Origin of the sequence: Streptomyces sp. NPDC051561 (assembly GCF_044454195.1) — a bacterium.
GTDB lineage: Bacteria > Actinomycetota > Actinomycetes > Streptomycetales > Streptomycetaceae > Streptomyces.
Genome location: NZ_JBITDM010000026.1, coordinates 52,651 through 67,978 on the forward strand (window position 1 = coordinate 52,651; position 15,328 = coordinate 67,978).

General features: G+C 71.0%; 14 protein-coding genes. 6 read left to right on the forward strand and 8 right to left on the reverse strand.

Annotation, left to right across the window (positions count from 1 at the left end; translation table 11 throughout):
* Window positions 1-233 precede the first annotated feature (233 nt).
* The 4 genes from ACIA73_RS35970 (at window position 234) to lexA (ending at window position 3,420) form a co-directional block, all read left to right on the forward strand.
* A complete protein-coding gene (locus tag ACIA73_RS35970; protein ID WP_399443152.1) occupies window positions 234-683 on the forward strand; it encodes a hypothetical protein in 450 nt (149 codons plus the stop codon).
* A 227-nt stretch (window positions 684-910) separates the two neighbouring features.
* Window positions 911-1,531 carry a class F sortase gene (locus ACIA73_RS35975; RefSeq protein ID WP_399443153.1) on the forward strand — a complete coding sequence of 207 codons (621 nt, stop codon included), beginning with the start codon at window positions 911-913 and terminating at the stop codon, window positions 1,529-1,531.
* A gap of 225 nt (window positions 1,532-1,756) precedes the next feature.
* Window positions 1,757-2,599: a MerR family transcriptional regulator gene (locus tag ACIA73_RS35980; protein ID WP_399443154.1), complete on the forward strand. Its 843-nt coding sequence runs from the start codon at window positions 1,757-1,759 to the stop codon at window positions 2,597-2,599.
* A 140-nt stretch (window positions 2,600-2,739) separates the two neighbouring features.
* Window positions 2,740-3,420 carry a transcriptional repressor LexA gene (gene lexA, locus ACIA73_RS35985; protein WP_399443155.1) on the forward strand — a complete coding sequence of 227 codons (681 nt, stop codon included), beginning with the start codon at window positions 2,740-2,742 and terminating at the stop codon, window positions 3,418-3,420.
* Between the two features lie 92 nt (window positions 3,421-3,512).
* Here lexA and ACIA73_RS35990 read toward each other — a convergent pair whose 3' ends face one another.
* Window positions 3,513-4,631 (reverse strand): FAD-dependent oxidoreductase, encoded by a 1,119-nt coding sequence (locus tag ACIA73_RS35990; protein WP_399443157.1) that lies wholly within the window; start codon window positions 4,629-4,631, stop codon window positions 3,513-3,515.
* Between the two features lie 53 nt (window positions 4,632-4,684).
* On the opposite strand from ACIA73_RS35990, the gene ACIA73_RS35995 reads away from it, so the two are divergent.
* Window positions 4,685-5,380: a TetR/AcrR family transcriptional regulator gene (locus ACIA73_RS35995; protein WP_399443158.1), complete on the forward strand. Its 696-nt coding sequence runs from the start codon at window positions 4,685-4,687 to the stop codon at window positions 5,378-5,380.
* A gap of 16 nt (window positions 5,381-5,396) precedes the next feature.
* Here the strand turns inward: ACIA73_RS35995 and ACIA73_RS36000 are convergent, their stop codons facing one another.
* The 4 genes from ACIA73_RS36000 to ACIA73_RS36015 form a co-directional block, all read right to left on the reverse strand.
* On the reverse strand, window positions 5,397-6,185 hold the full coding sequence (locus ACIA73_RS36000) for a hypothetical protein (protein ID WP_399443160.1): 789 nt from the start codon (window positions 6,183-6,185) through the stop codon (window positions 5,397-5,399).
* A gap of 214 nt (window positions 6,186-6,399) precedes the next feature.
* Window positions 6,400-8,151 carry a choice-of-anchor A family protein gene (locus tag ACIA73_RS36005; RefSeq protein ID WP_399443161.1) on the reverse strand — a complete coding sequence of 584 codons (1,752 nt, stop codon included), beginning with the start codon at window positions 8,149-8,151 and terminating at the stop codon, window positions 6,400-6,402.
* A 309-nt stretch (window positions 8,152-8,460) separates the two neighbouring features.
* A complete protein-coding gene (locus tag ACIA73_RS36010; protein WP_399443162.1) occupies window positions 8,461-9,723 on the reverse strand; it encodes a serine hydrolase domain-containing protein in 1,263 nt (420 codons plus the stop codon).
* A 211-nt stretch (window positions 9,724-9,934) separates the two neighbouring features.
* The gene (locus ACIA73_RS36015; protein ID WP_399443163.1) at window positions 9,935-10,750 is read right to left on the reverse strand and encodes an endonuclease I family protein; all 816 of its coding nucleotides are present in this window, start codon (window positions 10,748-10,750) and stop codon (window positions 9,935-9,937) included.
* A gap of 335 nt (window positions 10,751-11,085) precedes the next feature.
* Between ACIA73_RS36015 and ACIA73_RS36020 the strand changes: the two genes are divergently transcribed.
* Window positions 11,086-11,946, forward strand: coding sequence for a hypothetical protein (locus ACIA73_RS36020; protein WP_399443164.1), 861 nt, complete (start codon window positions 11,086-11,088; stop codon window positions 11,944-11,946).
* 20 nt (window positions 11,947-11,966) lie between these two features.
* Here the strand turns inward: ACIA73_RS36020 and ACIA73_RS36025 are convergent, their stop codons facing one another.
* From ACIA73_RS36025 to ACIA73_RS36035, 3 genes are all read right to left on the reverse strand, one after another.
* Window positions 11,967-12,680, reverse strand: coding sequence for a hypothetical protein (locus ACIA73_RS36025; RefSeq protein ID WP_399443165.1), 714 nt, complete (start codon window positions 12,678-12,680; stop codon window positions 11,967-11,969).
* 157 nt (window positions 12,681-12,837) lie between these two features.
* Window positions 12,838-13,119: a peptidylprolyl isomerase gene (locus tag ACIA73_RS36030; RefSeq protein ID WP_399443166.1), complete on the reverse strand. Its 282-nt coding sequence runs from the start codon at window positions 13,117-13,119 to the stop codon at window positions 12,838-12,840.
* A 197-nt stretch (window positions 13,120-13,316) separates the two neighbouring features.
* Window positions 13,317-15,275: a GTP-binding protein gene (locus tag ACIA73_RS36035; protein WP_399443200.1), complete on the reverse strand. Its 1,959-nt coding sequence runs from the start codon at window positions 15,273-15,275 to the stop codon at window positions 13,317-13,319.
* Between the last annotated feature and the right edge of the window lie 53 nt (window positions 15,276-15,328).

A 15,328-nucleotide genomic window follows, 5' to 3' on the forward strand; every position in this document is an offset into this window, starting at 1 on the left:
GACGCTCACCGGTCACTCGTTTGGCACTTGTGGCGCTGGGCGGCCGACGGCGCCCTCGTGCCTCGACTGCCAACGGTGCTGCGGTACTTGAGAGGGCATCGCACCGGCCGGGGCACCGCGGCTGACGGAACTTCAGGATGCGAGGGCGTGCGCGGGGCCTTCTGCTCGGAAGTGAACTCGTTTCGCCGCGACGGCGCACCGGTGCCGCCCCGGGTTCTGTGGAGGTCATTTCCTTGCGTTCGCTGAAGATAGCCACCGGCACTGCCCTCGTCACCACCGCTCTCCTGCTCAGCGCCCCGATGGCCTCGGCCTCAGACACTCAGTGCGACCCCGCCACCGCGGCGGCGATGGAGGCGGAGTCCGCGTACAAGGCGGCCGTCGCCGACTACCAGAAGCAGATCGACGCCGGCGGGCACCCGGGTCAGGCCGAACAGGACAACGTCGACCAGCTCAAGCAGAAGTCCGACTCGGCCGCCTCGCACGCGCAGCGGGTCTGCGGCGACACCACGATGGACCCCTCGCACCAGACGACGCAGCCCCACGGCGCCGTGCACACCGGCGTGGGCGGCACCAGTGGCGGCGACAGCGACAGCACGGAGCTGGCGGTCGGCCTCGGCGCGGCCGCTGCCCTGGGTGCGGGTGCGCTGCTGGCGAACCGTCGCCGCAACCGCGGTCGGGTCTGACCGAAAGCAGCGCCGGGCCGGGCCGGATAGCGGTCAGGTCCAGTACAGGCCAGGTCCGGCTGGTGGTCCCGCGGGACCGGGACCAGCAGCCGGACCTCCTGCGAGACGGCTGGCGAGACGGCGCAGGGGCCCACGGCGAAGCCGGGCCACCCTCCCGGGCGCGCGCACCCACCCACGACGAGAGCAGGGCACCCGTGGAGCAGACTCCGCCCGGTTTCAGGGAGCGAGTGAACAGAGCCGCCCGTACGGTGGTGGCCCTCGTGCTGCTCTTCTGGGGTTTGACCGTACTCAGTAACGGCCAGGCGTCCGGGCCGCCTCCGCAGCCCGGTGCCGCCCAGGCTCTCGGCACCTCCTCCGGACTCGCTCCCGTGCCCACGGCGCCTCCCCTTGCCGCAGCGGTTCCCGTCGGTGTGGTGATCCCGGAACTACAGGTGGACGCACCGCTCATGGGCCTGCCGCTGGACGAGGACGGCCGCCTCGCCACGCCTCCGGACAGTGAGCGCAACCTGGCCGGCTGGTACCAGGCAGGCGCCTCCCCCGGCGCCGTCGGCACCGCGATCCTCGCCGGACACGTCGACACCGCGACGGGCCCGGCCGTCTTCTACGGCCTGGGCTCCCTGGCCAAGGGCAACACCGTCCGAGTTCCGCGCACGGACGGCATCACCGCCGTCTTCACCGTCGACGCCGTTGAGGTGTACCCGGCCGACGCCTTCCCCGACGACAAGGTCTACGGCCCCTCTTCCACACCGCAGCTGCGTCTGATCACCTGCGGGGGCGGCTTCGACAAGAAGACGCAGCGCTATCTGGGAAACGTCGTTGTCTTCGCCCATCTCACCGGCCGTGCTTGAGTGCCCTGAGCCTGAGAGCCTGTGCGCCGAAACGACTTGGTCGTCAGGAGGGCAGAGCGTGCCCCACGAGCAACGCCCGGCGCGCCAGGAAGCCGGTTGATGGCGTGGAGGAGTGTGGGGGCGGTGCCGCGCAGGAGGCTCCGGCGGAAACTGGCCGGTGTTGTTGCACCTGTCGTAGCGGCATGTGGTGTGGTCGAGGCACCACCGCACGAAAGGCTCCGTCTGATGCACCCCTCCCTCACGCCTCCCCGCCAGGTCAAGATCGGTGATGCGGCCGCGTTTGCCGGGACCACCCCGCGTGCCATCCGCCATTACCACGCGATCGGTCTGCTGCCGGAGCCGGAGCGAGGTGGAGACGGCCGACGCCGCTACGGCTACGACGACATGATCCGCCTGCTGTGGATCCGCAGGATGGCAGCGGCCGGCATCAGCCTGGACGACATGCGGGCCGCCTTTGACGAAGCCCGGGGCATCGAGGAGATCCTGAGCAGTCTGGAGGAGACCTTGGCGGCGCGGGAGGCCGAAACCAAGCGTCAGCGCGCCGCTGTCCAGCGCCTGCGGGCGGCGGGCAGCCCGCTGGGACTGCTCTCCGAACTGGTCACGGACCGGCTCAGCGACCTGCCACCGGGCGCACTGCGCCCCTCCGACCTGGACACCCTGCTGGTCACGGAACGGGTCTTCGGACCGCTGGGCGCCGCCCTCCAGGCCAGCGTGTTCATCGTGCTGGCCACCCACCCCGGCCTGAGGGCCGAGGACGACCGTCTCGACGCCGCCGAAACCGCTCTGGACGAGGGCGTCGATCCCTACGACCCGCGCGTCGAGGAACTCGCCGTACAGCGATGCGCCCAGCACATGGCCCTGGACGAGGCGGCCGGGGCAGCTGGGCTGGACGTGGCCGAGGAGAAGCTCTTCGAGATCTACGACGCCGATCTGAAGGGGGAGGAGGACACAGGAATGAGCGCCGTGGAAGCGACCGGCAAAATGCCCTACGACTTCTCTCCTGCCCGGATGCGCTGTATGGAACTCACGGCACAACTCGTCGCCGACGCCATCTCCGCGGACGACTGATCGCCTGTGGATGGCACCGATGCGGCCAGACGTCCGGTCACGGCAGGGATTGCGGGGCCCTGACCGACTTTCGATCGCGTGTTCGCATCTGCCCCGGTGTCGGGGTAGCGTGCTCGAAACGATCACCAACCGGGAGAGCCATGCCCCTTACCAGAACCGGCCCCGGGCGCCCTCCGGGAATCCGCCCTGGAGCCGATGGCCTCACCGTGCGGCAGGGCGCCATCGTCGAAGCCGTCCGCGAGCACGTCCGTGAGCACGGCTACCCGCCCTCGATGCGGGAGATCGGTGTGGCAGTCGGGCTGGCTTCCACGTCCTCGGTCGCGCACCAGCTCGGGGTGCTGGAGCGACTCGGCATCCTGGAGCGCGACCCCAAGCGCCCCCGCGCCTACCGCATCAGTGCCGACCGCGTCACCGCCCTCTCCTCACCGCACGAGGACACCGAGCACCGGGCCGTGCACGTGCCGCTGGTGGGCCGGATCGCCGCCGGCAGCCCGGTCCTGGCCGAGCAGCACGTCGAGGACGTCCTGCCACTCCCCCGCCGCCTGGTCGGCGAGGGAGACCTGTTCGTCCTCACCGTGGTCGGCGAGTCCATGATCGGCGCACACATCGCGCCGGGCGACCAGGTCGTCGTACGCGTCCAGAACGAAGCCCAGAACGGCGACATCGTCGCCGCGATGATCGACGGCGAAGCCACCGTGAAGCGCTTCAAGCGCGACGGCGACCAGGTCTGGCTGCTCCCGGAGAACCCCAGCTACGAACCGCTCTGGGGCAACGAAGCCACCATCCTCGGCAAGGTCACCGCCGTACTGCGCTCGCTGTAGCCCCAGCCCGGCAAGCAGTGCGGCACCACCCGCCGCCGGGCGCAGATCGATGTGCTCCTCGGACACGACGGCGACCTGCCGGCAGAGCGCGGTCAGGAGGGCTGGACTTCGTCGAAGAGGGCGAGGGCCTCGGCAGGGTCCGGGCTCACGAGACGTTCCAGACCGGCCGCGGTGATCTCTGCCCATCGGCCGGCTCGTGCCCACATCTGCTCCTCGAAGGCGTGGACGGCCTTGTCCGGATCTGCGGGGCCGGTGGCGAGGGACTCGGCGAGTTCGGCGCCTTCCAGCATCGCGAGGTTCGCGCCCGCCCCCAGGGGAGGCATCAGGTGGGCGGCGTCGCCCAGGAGCGTCACGCCCGGGACGTGAGTCCAGGTGTGGGCCACGGGCAGGACGCAGAGAGGGCGGTGGACGAAAGCGGTGCCGTGCCGGATGAGGTCGAGGACGGGCGGGGCCCAGCCGTCGAACAGGGCCAGCAGGCTCGATCGGACGGCCTCGGCGTCGGCCAGGTCCAGGTGCGTGTGCCAGTCCAGCGGCGCGCGGAACTGGGCGTACACCTTGGCGTTGCCGCCGCTGTTGCGCTGGGCGACGAGTGCGCGGTTCACGCCGTACACGGCTACCGAACCGTCGCCGATCAGGTGGGCGAGGTCGGGGTGGCGGGTGTCCATGTCGTTGAGGGAGGTCTCGACGTAGGTGACGCCCGTGTAGTGCGGTGTCGCCGGCGAAACGGCCTGGCGGATCCGGGACCGGGCACCGTCCGCGCCGACCACCAGGTCGAAGGTTTCCTGCCGCCCGTCCGTGAAATCGACCAGTACGCCGTCCCGGGCGCCCGGCGTCACCTGCGTCACGCACCGCCCCCACTGGACTTCGAGGGGGCCGAGCAGCAGGTCACGGAGTTGCCCACGGTCGATCTCGGGATTGGCCCGGTCGGCCGGACGGGGTCGCCAGTCGCGCAGCACGGTCCCGTCCGTGTCCAGGATGCGCATGGCCTGCCCCTCGGGACGGGACAGCGCCTGGAATTCCGCCAGCAGCCCCGCCTTGTCGAGCGCCCGCTGGCCGAGCCCTTCGTGCAGGTCCAGGGTGCCGCCCGGGGGGCGGGCGTCGGGGGCGGGATCGCGTTCGAGGACGGTGACCGGGTGGCCATGGCGGTGCAGGACGCGGGCGAAGGTAAGGCCGGCGGGACCACTCCCGACCACTGCGATGCGATGCCTCATGTCAATACACTGTATTGGCACATGACGATGCATCGCAACGGTACGGTGTGACCATGACTGTGTGGGACCGGCCGGAGCCGCCGACTCAACCCGTACCGCTCGACCGGGAGCGGATCGTCGCCGCGGCTGTCGCGCTGGCCGATGAGGGCGGGCTGGGGGCGGTGTCCTTGCGCAAGGTCGCCGCCCGTCTGGATGCCGGCCCGATGCGGCTGTACAGGTACATCTCCACCAAGGAGGAACTGTTCGACCTCATGGTGGACGAGGTCCAGGCCGAGATCCTCCCCGAGGAGCAGCCCGGTGACTGGCGGGAGGCGCTGAGCGTCCTCGCCCACCGCACCAGGCGGGCCGCGCTCCGGCACGAATGGCTGGCCGACCTGCTCGGCGGCCGCCCGGCCTTCGGCCCGAACGGCCTCGCCGTCGCCGAGGCCGCGCTGTCCGCCCTCGACGGCCTTGCCGACGTCGACACCGCCATGCGTGCCGTCGAGACCGTCAGCGCCTACTTCAACGGCGCGATCCGCCGCGAGATCACGAACCTGCGGGCCGAGCGCGCCACGGGCCTCTCCAAGCACGACTGGCAGCGCGCCTCCGGCCCGCATCTGACGAAGATGCTGGCCACGGGCCGCTTCCCGGCCCTGGCCAGGGCCGTGTACGACGGCACCGACGTGGACGCCGAAACGTCCTTCGCGAACGGCCTGGACTGGGTCCTTGACGCCGTGGCCGCCAAACTCCCCCGGCCGGGCGCTTCGTAGGTCCCGCGCGTCCGGTTCAGCCCTGGGGGTACGCCCCGGTGACGAGCTTCTCGCGCAGCACCTGCCATTGGGCCGCCATGTCGTGCACCAGATAGAGGTCCCTGCGCCGGGTCCACGGCTGGCCCGACTGCCGGTCGTACGTGTGGGGCATGGCGTGGCCCTCCGGCGCGTACGCCTTCATGCCCCGGTCCCGTGTGGTCTGCACACAGCGCTTGATGTGGTCACGAAAGCCGACGACGCCGGCCGTGCCGATGCCGCCGGGGAGGCCCTCCCGGGCTTTGGCGACCTGGGCGGCCACGCCGTCGGTGCTCAGATAGGTGATCGTGCCGTCCGGTGCGACGACCGGCTCGATGGCCGTGACGTGCCGCATGCGGTACTTGGACTCCAGGAATCGCGCGATCTCCCACTGCGCGTACACCGGGATCGTGCGGTGCCTGCGGATGCGGGCGACGGCGTCGGCCAACTCCTCGTTGACCGGGCCCGGTTCGGGGCGCACCTTGGTCGGGTCGCCGCCCCCGGCCGGGGGCCGGTTGCCGAAGCCGTACGCGACCAGGAAGTCCAGCTTCCGCAGGGGCGCGGTCTCGGGGTGCCAGTCGAAACCGACGTCGTGCAGGTGCGGGACGAGCGAGCGAGCCGCTCCCCTGTCGTCGAGTTCGGCGGCCAGCACCGGCAGCATGTTCCGGGCCAGCTCGTCGGGGGCGTGTCTGTCGCCGGGGTGCTCGTGTGCGGCGGCCGGGGTCGCGCCGAGCGTTGCGGGCACGGCGAGGGTGGCGGCCAGTGCGGCCGCGAAGTCACGTCGTTGCATGGTGAGGGGGAGACCTTTCTCTGGTGCGGTGCCTCTCGACCGTTCCAGCCGCCGGGGACGCGGGGCTGAACACCGTGGGGCGTTCTCGTGCCGGGAGCACGGCGACACCGACGGTCGCACGCCTCGTTGCGTACGGGGAAGGGCAACGGCGCGCTCACCCCGGACCCTCACCCGGGGTGGGCGTGCGGGGCCGTGTGCAGCCCCGCACGCACGGTCAGCCCTTCGGCTTGGGGTTCGGCTCCGCCTCGTTGGTCATCCGTACGACGACGCCCTTGGACGCGTTCGCGCTCGTCACCGGGTGCGGTCCGGAGACCGGGTTGCGCGGCAGCCGGTAGCCCTCGGGGGCGACGGTCTCCCTCACGTAGTACGAACCGAGGGGCAGCCGGTCGAAGTCGCAGCGGCCCTGGCTGTCGGTGGCGCAGCCCGGGCCGGTCTGCCGGTCGATGTCCGGGCCGGAGGTCTGGAGGCCCGGCTTGCGGCCGGTCTCGCGCCAGAGGTCGACGACGGCGCCGGCCAGGCCGCGCCCGGTGCGCGCGTCGACCTTGCGGACCTGGAGGCGCCCGGTGACCGCGGGGACCTTTGATTTCTTGTCGCGTACGACCGTGGTGATGCCCGGTTGCGGGAGCGGGGCGGTGATGTTGAGCGGCCCGAAGACGTTGGGGTCGGGCAGGTCGTAGCCGGCCGGGGCCTTGGTCTCCTGCCAGTAGTAGGAGTTGCCGATGTCGGCTGTCTTGCGGCACACGCCCTGCGCGTTCGTGGTGCACGGGGTGCCTTCGCGCCGGTCGGGGCGCGTGCCGGAGGGCTGGAGGCCGGGCACCCCGTTGGTCTCGCGCCAGAGCTGGAAGACGGCACCGGCCAGCACCGCGCCGGTGGCGGCGTCCCGCTTGACCACCTTGAGCTCGCCCACCACCGGCGTGGGTGTGCCGCAGCCGGGCAGGTCGCCGTTGAAGGGGTACGCGTGGAACTCCTGCCCGCCGCCGCCGGACGCCGCACTCTCGTGCGTGAGGGAACCGGTGGTGAAGAAGCGCCCGTTGACGCCCGGCAGTGACACAGCGGTCTCCGACGCCTGATTGCCGATGAGCACGCTGCCCTGGAACTGGCCGGTGCCCTTCAGGTCCACGGCCGCGGCGTCGGGGAAGTTCCACAGCAGCTTGTCGCGCAGCTTGTTCAGCGGGTCGCTGGTGTCGTCGATGCCGCCGCTGTACGTGTTGATGGTGCGCTTCGCGCCGAGGATGTTGACCAGGACGGTGGCCCCGGCCGGGATTCCGTTGAACACGAGGCCCTGCTGGCCGCCGCTCGCCGACGCCAGGTCGAAGTCGACGTTGAAGACCTGGAGCTTGGAGGTGCCGTCGCCGGTGAAGACGGTCTGGCCGCCCTGGTTGTCCGCGGTGCCGGTGGGCGGGCGGGTGCCGGTGTCCCCGTCGGCGTAGCACTGGCTCGCGTCGGACAGCTGCTGGCGCAGTCCGACGTACGGGACGGCCGCGGCGGGGTCGAGGGTGTCGGTGCCGTTGACCGTGCCGGTGAGTGGGCCGGCGTGCCGGACCACTCCGTCCTCCGCGACGAGGCGCTGACCGGCGGCGATGGAGACGGCGCCGCCGGTGGTGAGGTAGTCGGAACCGACGGGCGGCGCGACGCGGGAACCGACGCCCGCGACGCCCACGTTGTAGATCTGACTGCCGTCGGCCGACTTGTTCATGTCGAACGAGCCGAGCACGACGACCCGCCCCTCGGCCTCTGCGGCCTTGCCGCGCACCCGGAAGTCGCCACCCGCGAAGACGTTGATGCCGTTGTCGTAGCCCGCGATGGCCCCGTTGTTGATCGGTGGGAACGGATCCGGGCAGTCGCCCGGCACGCAGGGGCCGAGCCCACCCGGCAGCGGGTCCGCCCGCACCGCCTGAGGTGCGGCTGCCGCCGGGCCGGCCGTGCCCAGCGGAAGGAACACCGCGCCCGCGACGAGCCAGGTCACCCCCGCTGTCCGCAACCCTGTACTGCCGAATCCGCCAAGGACCATGTGCAACGTGGTCACCACTTCCCCGTCGAGGCGTCGATACGTCGATACGTCGATACGCCGAGAGCCCAGCACGCCGAAATGGCGCTGTGCGTACTCTCCTGATGCCCCGTCAGTCGCGCGAGCGGGAAGCGTCCGGCCGAGGAGCGGAATCACCCGACTGCCGTAGGCGCACGACGGTTGCCGCCTCGAAGTTCGTGTGCGACACGACTCTGTGCGGGCCCCGGCCCACAGGCCTTCCGGCGGTGTTGGACCGGGGCCGGGTCGTCAGTGGTTCTCGGGCAGATCGGACTCGGCCGGCAGGACGGAGCGCAGGCGCGGCGCCTTGGTCGACGATGCCGCGGGCGCGGAGGGCTTGCCGCAGAAGGCTGCCTCCAGCGTCCCGCCGAGGGCGGTGTTCGCGGCGCCTCGGTTGGAGGTGTTCGCCATGGCGGAGAGCGCGCGTCGGCCGTCACGGGTGGCGAAGGCGTAGGTGTAGAAGCCCTGAACGGTGCCGGTGTGGCCGTACACCTGGGCGCCGCACGACAGGTCGTAGCGGCGCAGCCCGAGACCGTAGAAGCGGGTCCCGGTGGTGTCCGTCGGCGTGACCGTGGTCATGGCGTCCAGCATCCGGGGCGGGAGCAGCCTGCCGCGCATCAGCGCGGTCATGAAGGTGTTCAGGTCGGCCGGGTCGGAGATGATCGCACCGGCCGACTGGGCCCATGAGACGGTCTGTTCCGTGGAGTCGACGAGCGGCGCCCCTTCCTCGTCGGGGTGGAGGTAGCCGCGTACGTGGACGCCCTTGATGCGGGTGTCCGGGTGGACGTAGGAGGTGTGGCGCAGGTTGAGCGGCTTGATGATCCGGCGCTGGTACTGCTTGGCGACCGGGGTTCCCGTGGCGTTCTCGATGAGCATGCCGACCACGACGAAGTTGGTGTTGGAGTACTTGTAGGCGGCGCCGGGTTCGGTGGTGCGGGGTTCGGCGAGCGAGAGGCCCACGAGTTCACGGTAGCTGAAGACGCGGTTGCGGACGGCTTCGAAGCCGGGGACGGTCTTGGCGAACATGGCGTCGGTGTAGTCGGCCAGGCCGCTGCGGTGGGTGAGCAGGTGACGGACCGTGATGCGGTCGTCGGGCAGCAGTCCGGGGAGGTAGCGGTTGACCGGGGCGTCGAGTTCCAGTCGGCCCTCGTCGACCAGTTGGAGCAGGACGACGCTGGAGAAGGTCTTGCTGACGCTGCCGATACGGAAGCGTGCCCGGGTGTCCATGGCTGCGCCGGAGACCCGGTCGCGGACACCGGCGGTGCGGGTGCGGACGCCGTCGGGGCCGCTGAAGCGGGCCATGGCTCCCGGAGCGCCGTTGGTCATGGCGGCGTTCAGGGCGGCGGTGACACCGTCCATGTCGGGGGCTCGGGTGGCGGGGGCCGCCGGTCCGGCAGGGGATTTCGGGGCTGCCGGTGCCGCGGAGGCTGCGGTGGCCGGGGCGAGGCCACAGGCCAGGGCGGCGATCAGGGTGGTGCTGACGGCCAGACGTCGGTGCGTCGACAGGGACACGTGACTTCCTCGTTCTCAACTGGTCGCGAGAGCGGCGCACACGTGGGGTGCGCCGCGGGGCCCGGGAGAGGCGGTGAGAGAGTGCCGTCCCGGGTCCCATGGGGCATGAGTGCGGATGCGGAAGATCGGTTCCTGTCGCAGGGCATCGCGATCCAGTTCGATATCGGACTGGATCAGGGCCTGCCCCGGGCAGGCCCCGGGGACGGCCGGTTCACCAGATGCTCTCGACCCACTCCGGGTGGTCGACGAACGGGTTCCGGTTGTGCTGGTAGGTGCTGTGGATGACCTCGTTGCGGCGCTGCTCGAAGGCGCTGGGCGGGTCCTGGAGCGACCACTGTTTGAGGACGGCCAGTCGCCCGATCGCGGGCTGGGAGCCGTTGTTGACCAGGTCGTTGGGCTCCAGATCGGCGAAACCGTCTCCGCCGTCGTAGCGGACCGCCATGTACAGGATCATCCGGGCCACGTCGCCCTTGACGGCGCCGCGCGGTTCGAAGCTGTCGCCGTCGGTGAAGTTTCCGCTCGCCCCCGACACCGGGCTGCCGCCGTTGTCGAAGTCCTTGTTGCCGCGGATGCTGTTCACGGTGACGTCTTCGGGCCGCAGGTGGTGGAGGTCGGTGCCGGGGCCGGTGGAGGTGCCGAAGTCGCCGTGGGACTTGGCCCAGACGTGCTCGCGGTTCCAGTCGCCGGTGTTCCCCCCGTTGCGTGATTTGGCGAGGGACTTCCCCGTGTACAGCTCGATCACGTTCGCGCTGTTGGCCGGGTCCTGGTCGGTGTTCTTCAGTGCGTCCCACACCTGGTCGTAGCTGAGCTTGGTCTGTGAGCTGATGATCGAGTGGAGCGCGCTCTTGAGTGCGGCGCCGCTCTTCCCCTCCGCGGCGGCGTAGTACGGGTCCAGCGCCCCGGCGGCCGGTATGCGGGTGGAGGTGGAGTCAGCGGGGAGGGCGGCCGACGGGGCGGCCGCGGCCAGCAGGGACAGGGCCGCGACGGCCGAGGCCGCGGTGCTGAGACGAGTACGACGACGGGACATGGTGACGGGGTCCTCTCTCGATGCCCGGCACCGGGCCAAACCCGAGCGGCACGGGCGCTGAACAGACGCTGAGCGGACCCTGGCACGCCCCGGGCAACAAAAGATGACGTGCACGCAACAATCACACCGCTTCCCCACCACACCCCCGCCACGCCGCCGCACGGGCCGCCGGAATCCGGCACGGGCAGCACAGCGCGGGCCAGAGGTCCGCCCGTGCGTGGTCCATGACCCATGCGTTCAATTGAGCGGTGGCGGAGCCTGGTTGGCGCCTGCGGTTCACCGCGCCTCCCTCCAGTGGTCACTCGGTCCTCACCCGCCACCGTGAGGGTGGCCGCATGACCTCCACTTTTCGGACCCTGCGCCGCGTCGGCGGCGCTTCCCTTCTCGCCGTGACCGTCGGGCTCCTGTCCCCCGCTTCGCCGGCGCACGCCGCCGAAAACGCCGTGCCCTCCTACGAGGTGAAGATCAATCTGACCGTGGCGGCGCTCGACGCGTCCCGAGCGCCCAGCGCGGCGGTCCGCGCGGAGTTCGGGATCACCGGCTCTGCCAAGGAACGTGGTTACAGCTATTACGACACCGACGGGCAGGCCCTCGACGCCGAGGGATGGAGCGTCCGGCTCCGCCACAAGGACGGATCCTCCTTCGAGGAGACGTACAAGAAGAGGTTCCCGGTCACGGACGGGAACATCGACGCCGCCCTGAGCACTGCCAGGGCGGCGGGCTTCGACAGCGCCGACACCACCTACAAGGCCGAGGTCGACTGGGGTTACGGCAAGCAGACCCTCAGTTTCAGCAAGGAGAAGAAGCGGAGCTCCTCGGGGTACCCGGGCACCTCGCTGCCGTCCGGCGACACCGGACGCGGCTGGCTGGTCAGCGATGTTCCGAGCGAGTTGAAGAACTGGAAGTCCGGCGGCTGGGGCGCGAGCACACTGACGGCTTCCCGCGCGCACGGCCCGGTGACGGCGAAGGTGTACAGCGGTGCCTGGGGTACCTCGGACGACGCGAGCATCGAGGTGCTGCCGGTCGTCGGTGCGGGCGGGTCGGGCACGGAGTACGTCGTCGAGCTGTCGTTCAAGACGGACTCCCGTACCGAGGCGGCGGAACTGCACAAGAACGCCATCGCCGTCGCGGACGCCAAGGGATGGCTCCACCACGGCGACATCCTCAAGACGCAGCTCGTGCTCGACCGTTACTAGGTACTACGCGCGACCAGGCACTACGGCCGGGGCAGGTGGGCCAGCAGTGCCACCAGCCCGGCCGGGAGGAAAGCGGGCCGGTGGGGCCGTCCGACCTGATACGGCACGAAGCCGAGCGAGGCGGCGACCTCGACCTCCGTGGCCGTCTCCCCCTGGAAGACGAGCCGGCAGCCTTCCGACGCGTTTGTGGCCCGCTGCCAGAGCGTGGGGGCGGGCTTGCGTTCCGCTTCGGTACGGGGGGTCAGAATCCGGTCGCCGAAGTCCTGCCAGGCGAACGGCGCGGGGTCCCGCCATGTCGCGTCGACCTCCTTCTTCAGCCTGGCGGCACGCTCGGCGTCGGTACTGCCCCAGGAGGGCGGCACATTGGTGATCAGCCCGACTCCGATGTGGCGTTCGCGGAGGGCACGCAGAGAGGCGGCGGCGCCGGGCTGATAGCCGGTGCCGCCGTCGGCAGCGGTGTGCACGAGGGTCTCGCCGAGGTCGAAGTACACGACGGGGCAGGCGCGTTCGGACCCGGCAGAGGTGAGTGTGGCCGTTTCCGGGGTCGCGGGGACGGCCACGTTCGCCGTGGCGAGGGATGGGGCCGACGCGCAGAGGACGGTCAGCGCCAGGGCAGCGCCACTCGCGAGGCCCACCCGGGTCGATTTCCTGGAGGCGGATCTGTTCATGGCGTCGCCCTTCCCGTCCTTGGCGCTCGTCCGGTTGAGCACCAGCGGATGCACCGGCCACGGCACACCGGCCCACCTCGCTCTACCCCCGAACACATCCCGTCACTCGGCTCCCCGGGACGTTCCTCCCAAACCCCGGAGCGGCGCGGCGGGCCGCCCTCACCGCGCGAGCCGGGCTGCGAAGGGCGCAGCCCGGCTCAGTGGGTCGGTTGTTCCTGCTGGGTCAGTTGTCCCGGCTGGTGACTTCGATGAGGTGGTACCCGAACTGGGTCTTCACCGGGCCCTGGACCGTGCCCACCGGGGCGGAGAAGACGACCGTGTCGAATTCCTTGACCATCTGCCCCGGCCCGAACGAACCGAGGTCACCGCCCTGGCGCGAGGAGGGGCAGGTGGAATTCGCCTTGGCCAGCTCGGCGAAGTCCATCCCTCCCTCGATCAGCGCCTTCAGCTCCGACGCCCGCTCCTCGCTGCGGACCAGGATGTGACGTGCGGTGGCCTTTGCCATGTGTTTACGCCCTTTCGAGTACGTACCAACGCGCCAAGGGCGGCGTGCCCGGGCGCCGTCCAGGTGGTGGCGCGCGCACGGCCCCACCTCGGCGCAGGTCCTGTCGGCAGCCGGTAGGCAGCCTGGGCAAGTCTGCCATGCACTGCCCGCGGGCACCGGGGGACGCCGGACGGTCCGGTCGTACGCGTGCGAAGACCTCACACCCTGCGTACGACGTGCAGCAGGTACTCCCTGCGGTGCAGGGGGTTGTGGTCGGTGCGCGGCCGGGCGGGGGGCTTCGGGGTTCCCGTGACCGGGCGGTGGCGGGCGAAGGAGGATTCCCAGAGGGCCTCTCCGCCGGTGAGGCCGGGGAGCCGGCGTTCCAGGGCGTGGACGGCGGCTGCCGGGATCTCCCCGGTCAGCAGGTAGCCGTACCGCTCGACCTGCGGTGGAGCGGGGAGCGCACGGAATCGGGCCAGGACCGGCAGGACCTGGCCGAGGGCCCGGGCGGGGACTTCGAGGCGGAAGTCGTGCAGGGGCTCGCGGACCGTCGTCCCCGCGCTGCGCAGGGCGGACATCAGGACGAGTGGGGCGAGGCGGCGGAAGTCTCCGGCGGTGCTCATCACGGAGCTGAACCCGGAGTGCGTCAGGGTGACGGCGCAGTCGCCGACCTGCCAGCCGTACAGACCCTGTTGGAGGGTGTCGCGGACGGTGTCCTCCACCGCGCGCATGAACGCGTGCGGCATGGAGCCGAGTTCGACCCCGAGCCGGTAGGTCACGCCGCTGCCGGCCGGGCCCGGTTCCACGCGCAGGCCGACGGTCGCGAAGAAGGGGTTGCCGTCCTCCCCCATCGTTTCGTGTGCCTGTCCGGTGCCGACGACGATCTCCTGATGGATGGTGGTCGTCGCGGAGAACGTCACGGGGATCGCGTACTCCTCGGCGAGCGTGGTCCCGATGACCTCCTTCTGCACCTCCCCGTACAGCGAGACGGAGATTTCGTGCCGGATCTCGTCGTGCCGCAGCCCGATCAGCGGGTCCTGCTCGGCGAGTTGCACGAGCGCGGCGTGCAGTGCGGCGCGGTCTGCCGGGAGGTCCGGTTCGACGACCGATTCCAGGGTGGGCGGGGCGAAGTGGTGGCCTGCGGCCGTACGGGGTCCGGGCCTGCCGATGGTGTCTCCCACGCGTACGTCGGTGAGGCCGAGCAGCTGGCCGATCCGACCGGCCGCGACGGACCCGGCGCGGGCGACCGCGCCCTCGGCGAACACCCGTACCCCGGTCACCCTGGCCTCGCGGGCGCTCCCCTGTTCCTGCTGGAGGGTGACGTGGTCGCGTACGCGCACCGTGCCGTCGAACAGCCGGACGTACGCGGTCCGTTCCCCGGACGCGCCTCGCTCGACCTTGAAGACAGTGCCCGACACCGGCTTGTCCGGGTCTCCTCCGGCGCGTGGCAGCAGTTGCGTGACGCCGCCGGCGAGGGCGTCGATCCCGGCGCCCGTGATGGCCGAACCGAAGAACACCGGGTGAATCCGGGCCTGTTGGGTCTGGCGCAGGAGTTCCTGGTGCAGCCGGGCGGGCGGCAAGGGGTGCGGCAGGGCGTCCAGGTACGCCAAGAGGACGGTGTCGTCCTGTTCCGCGAGGCACTGGCCGAGTCGGTCGGCGAAGTCCGCGTCCTCCTCCGGGTGGGGATGGAACGAGGCGGTGGGCAGGCCGGCGTCACGCACTGTTCCCAGGGGTGCGAGGGCGGGGGTGAGCCTGTCGGCGAGGGAGCGGAGGAGGTCGGTGTCGCCGGCTCCCCTGCGGTCGATCTTGTTGACGAAGATCAGGGTGGGGATGCGCAGGCGCCGCAGGGTGCGCATCAGGACACGGGTCTGGGCCTGTACGCCCTCGACGGCCGACACCACCAGCACGGCGCCGTCGAGCACGCCGAGGACCCGCTCCACCTCGGCGATGAAGTCGGGGTGTCCGGGGGTGTCGATGAGGTTGACCGTACGGCCGTCGAGCGCGAACGAGACGACGGCGGACTTGATGGTGATCCCTCGTCGGCGTTCCAGCGCGAGGCTGTCGGTGTGGGTGCTGCCCGCATCGACGCTGCCGATCTCGTCGACGACGCCTGCGAAGTGCAGGAGCCGTTCGGTGAGGCTCGTCTTGCCCGCGTCCACATGGGCGAGGATGCCCAGATTGAGGGCGTCAGCTGCGTGCGGGGAGGAGACGGGGTGCGCGTGGGTGCGTC

Bases quoted from the DNA above. Each gene is read 5' to 3' on its own strand.
- ACIA73_RS36015 (WP_399443163.1), bottom strand. From the start codon at position 10,750: ATGTCCCGTCGTCGTACTCGTCTCAGCACCGCGGCCTCGGCCGTCGCG.
- ACIA73_RS35990 (WP_399443157.1), bottom strand. From the start codon at position 4,631: ATGAGGCATCGCATCGCAGTGGTCGGGAGTGGTCCCGCCGGCCTTACC.
- ACIA73_RS36000 (WP_399443160.1), bottom strand. From the start codon at position 6,185: ATGCAACGACGTGACTTCGCGGCCGCACTGGCCGCCACCCTCGCCGTG.
- ACIA73_RS36020 (WP_399443164.1), top strand. From the start codon at position 11,086: ATGACCTCCACTTTTCGGACCCTGCGCCGCGTCGGCGGCGCTTCCCTT.
- ACIA73_RS35980 (WP_399443154.1), top strand. From the start codon at position 1,757: ATGCACCCCTCCCTCACGCCTCCCCGCCAGGTCAAGATCGGTGATGCG.
- ACIA73_RS36030 (WP_399443166.1), bottom strand. From the start codon at position 13,119: ATGGCAAAGGCCACCGCACGTCACATCCTGGTCCGCAGCGAGGAGCGG.
- ACIA73_RS35995 (WP_399443158.1), top strand. From the start codon at position 4,685: ATGACTGTGTGGGACCGGCCGGAGCCGCCGACTCAACCCGTACCGCTC.
- lexA (WP_399443155.1), top strand. From the start codon at position 2,740: ATGCCCCTTACCAGAACCGGCCCCGGGCGCCCTCCGGGAATCCGCCCT.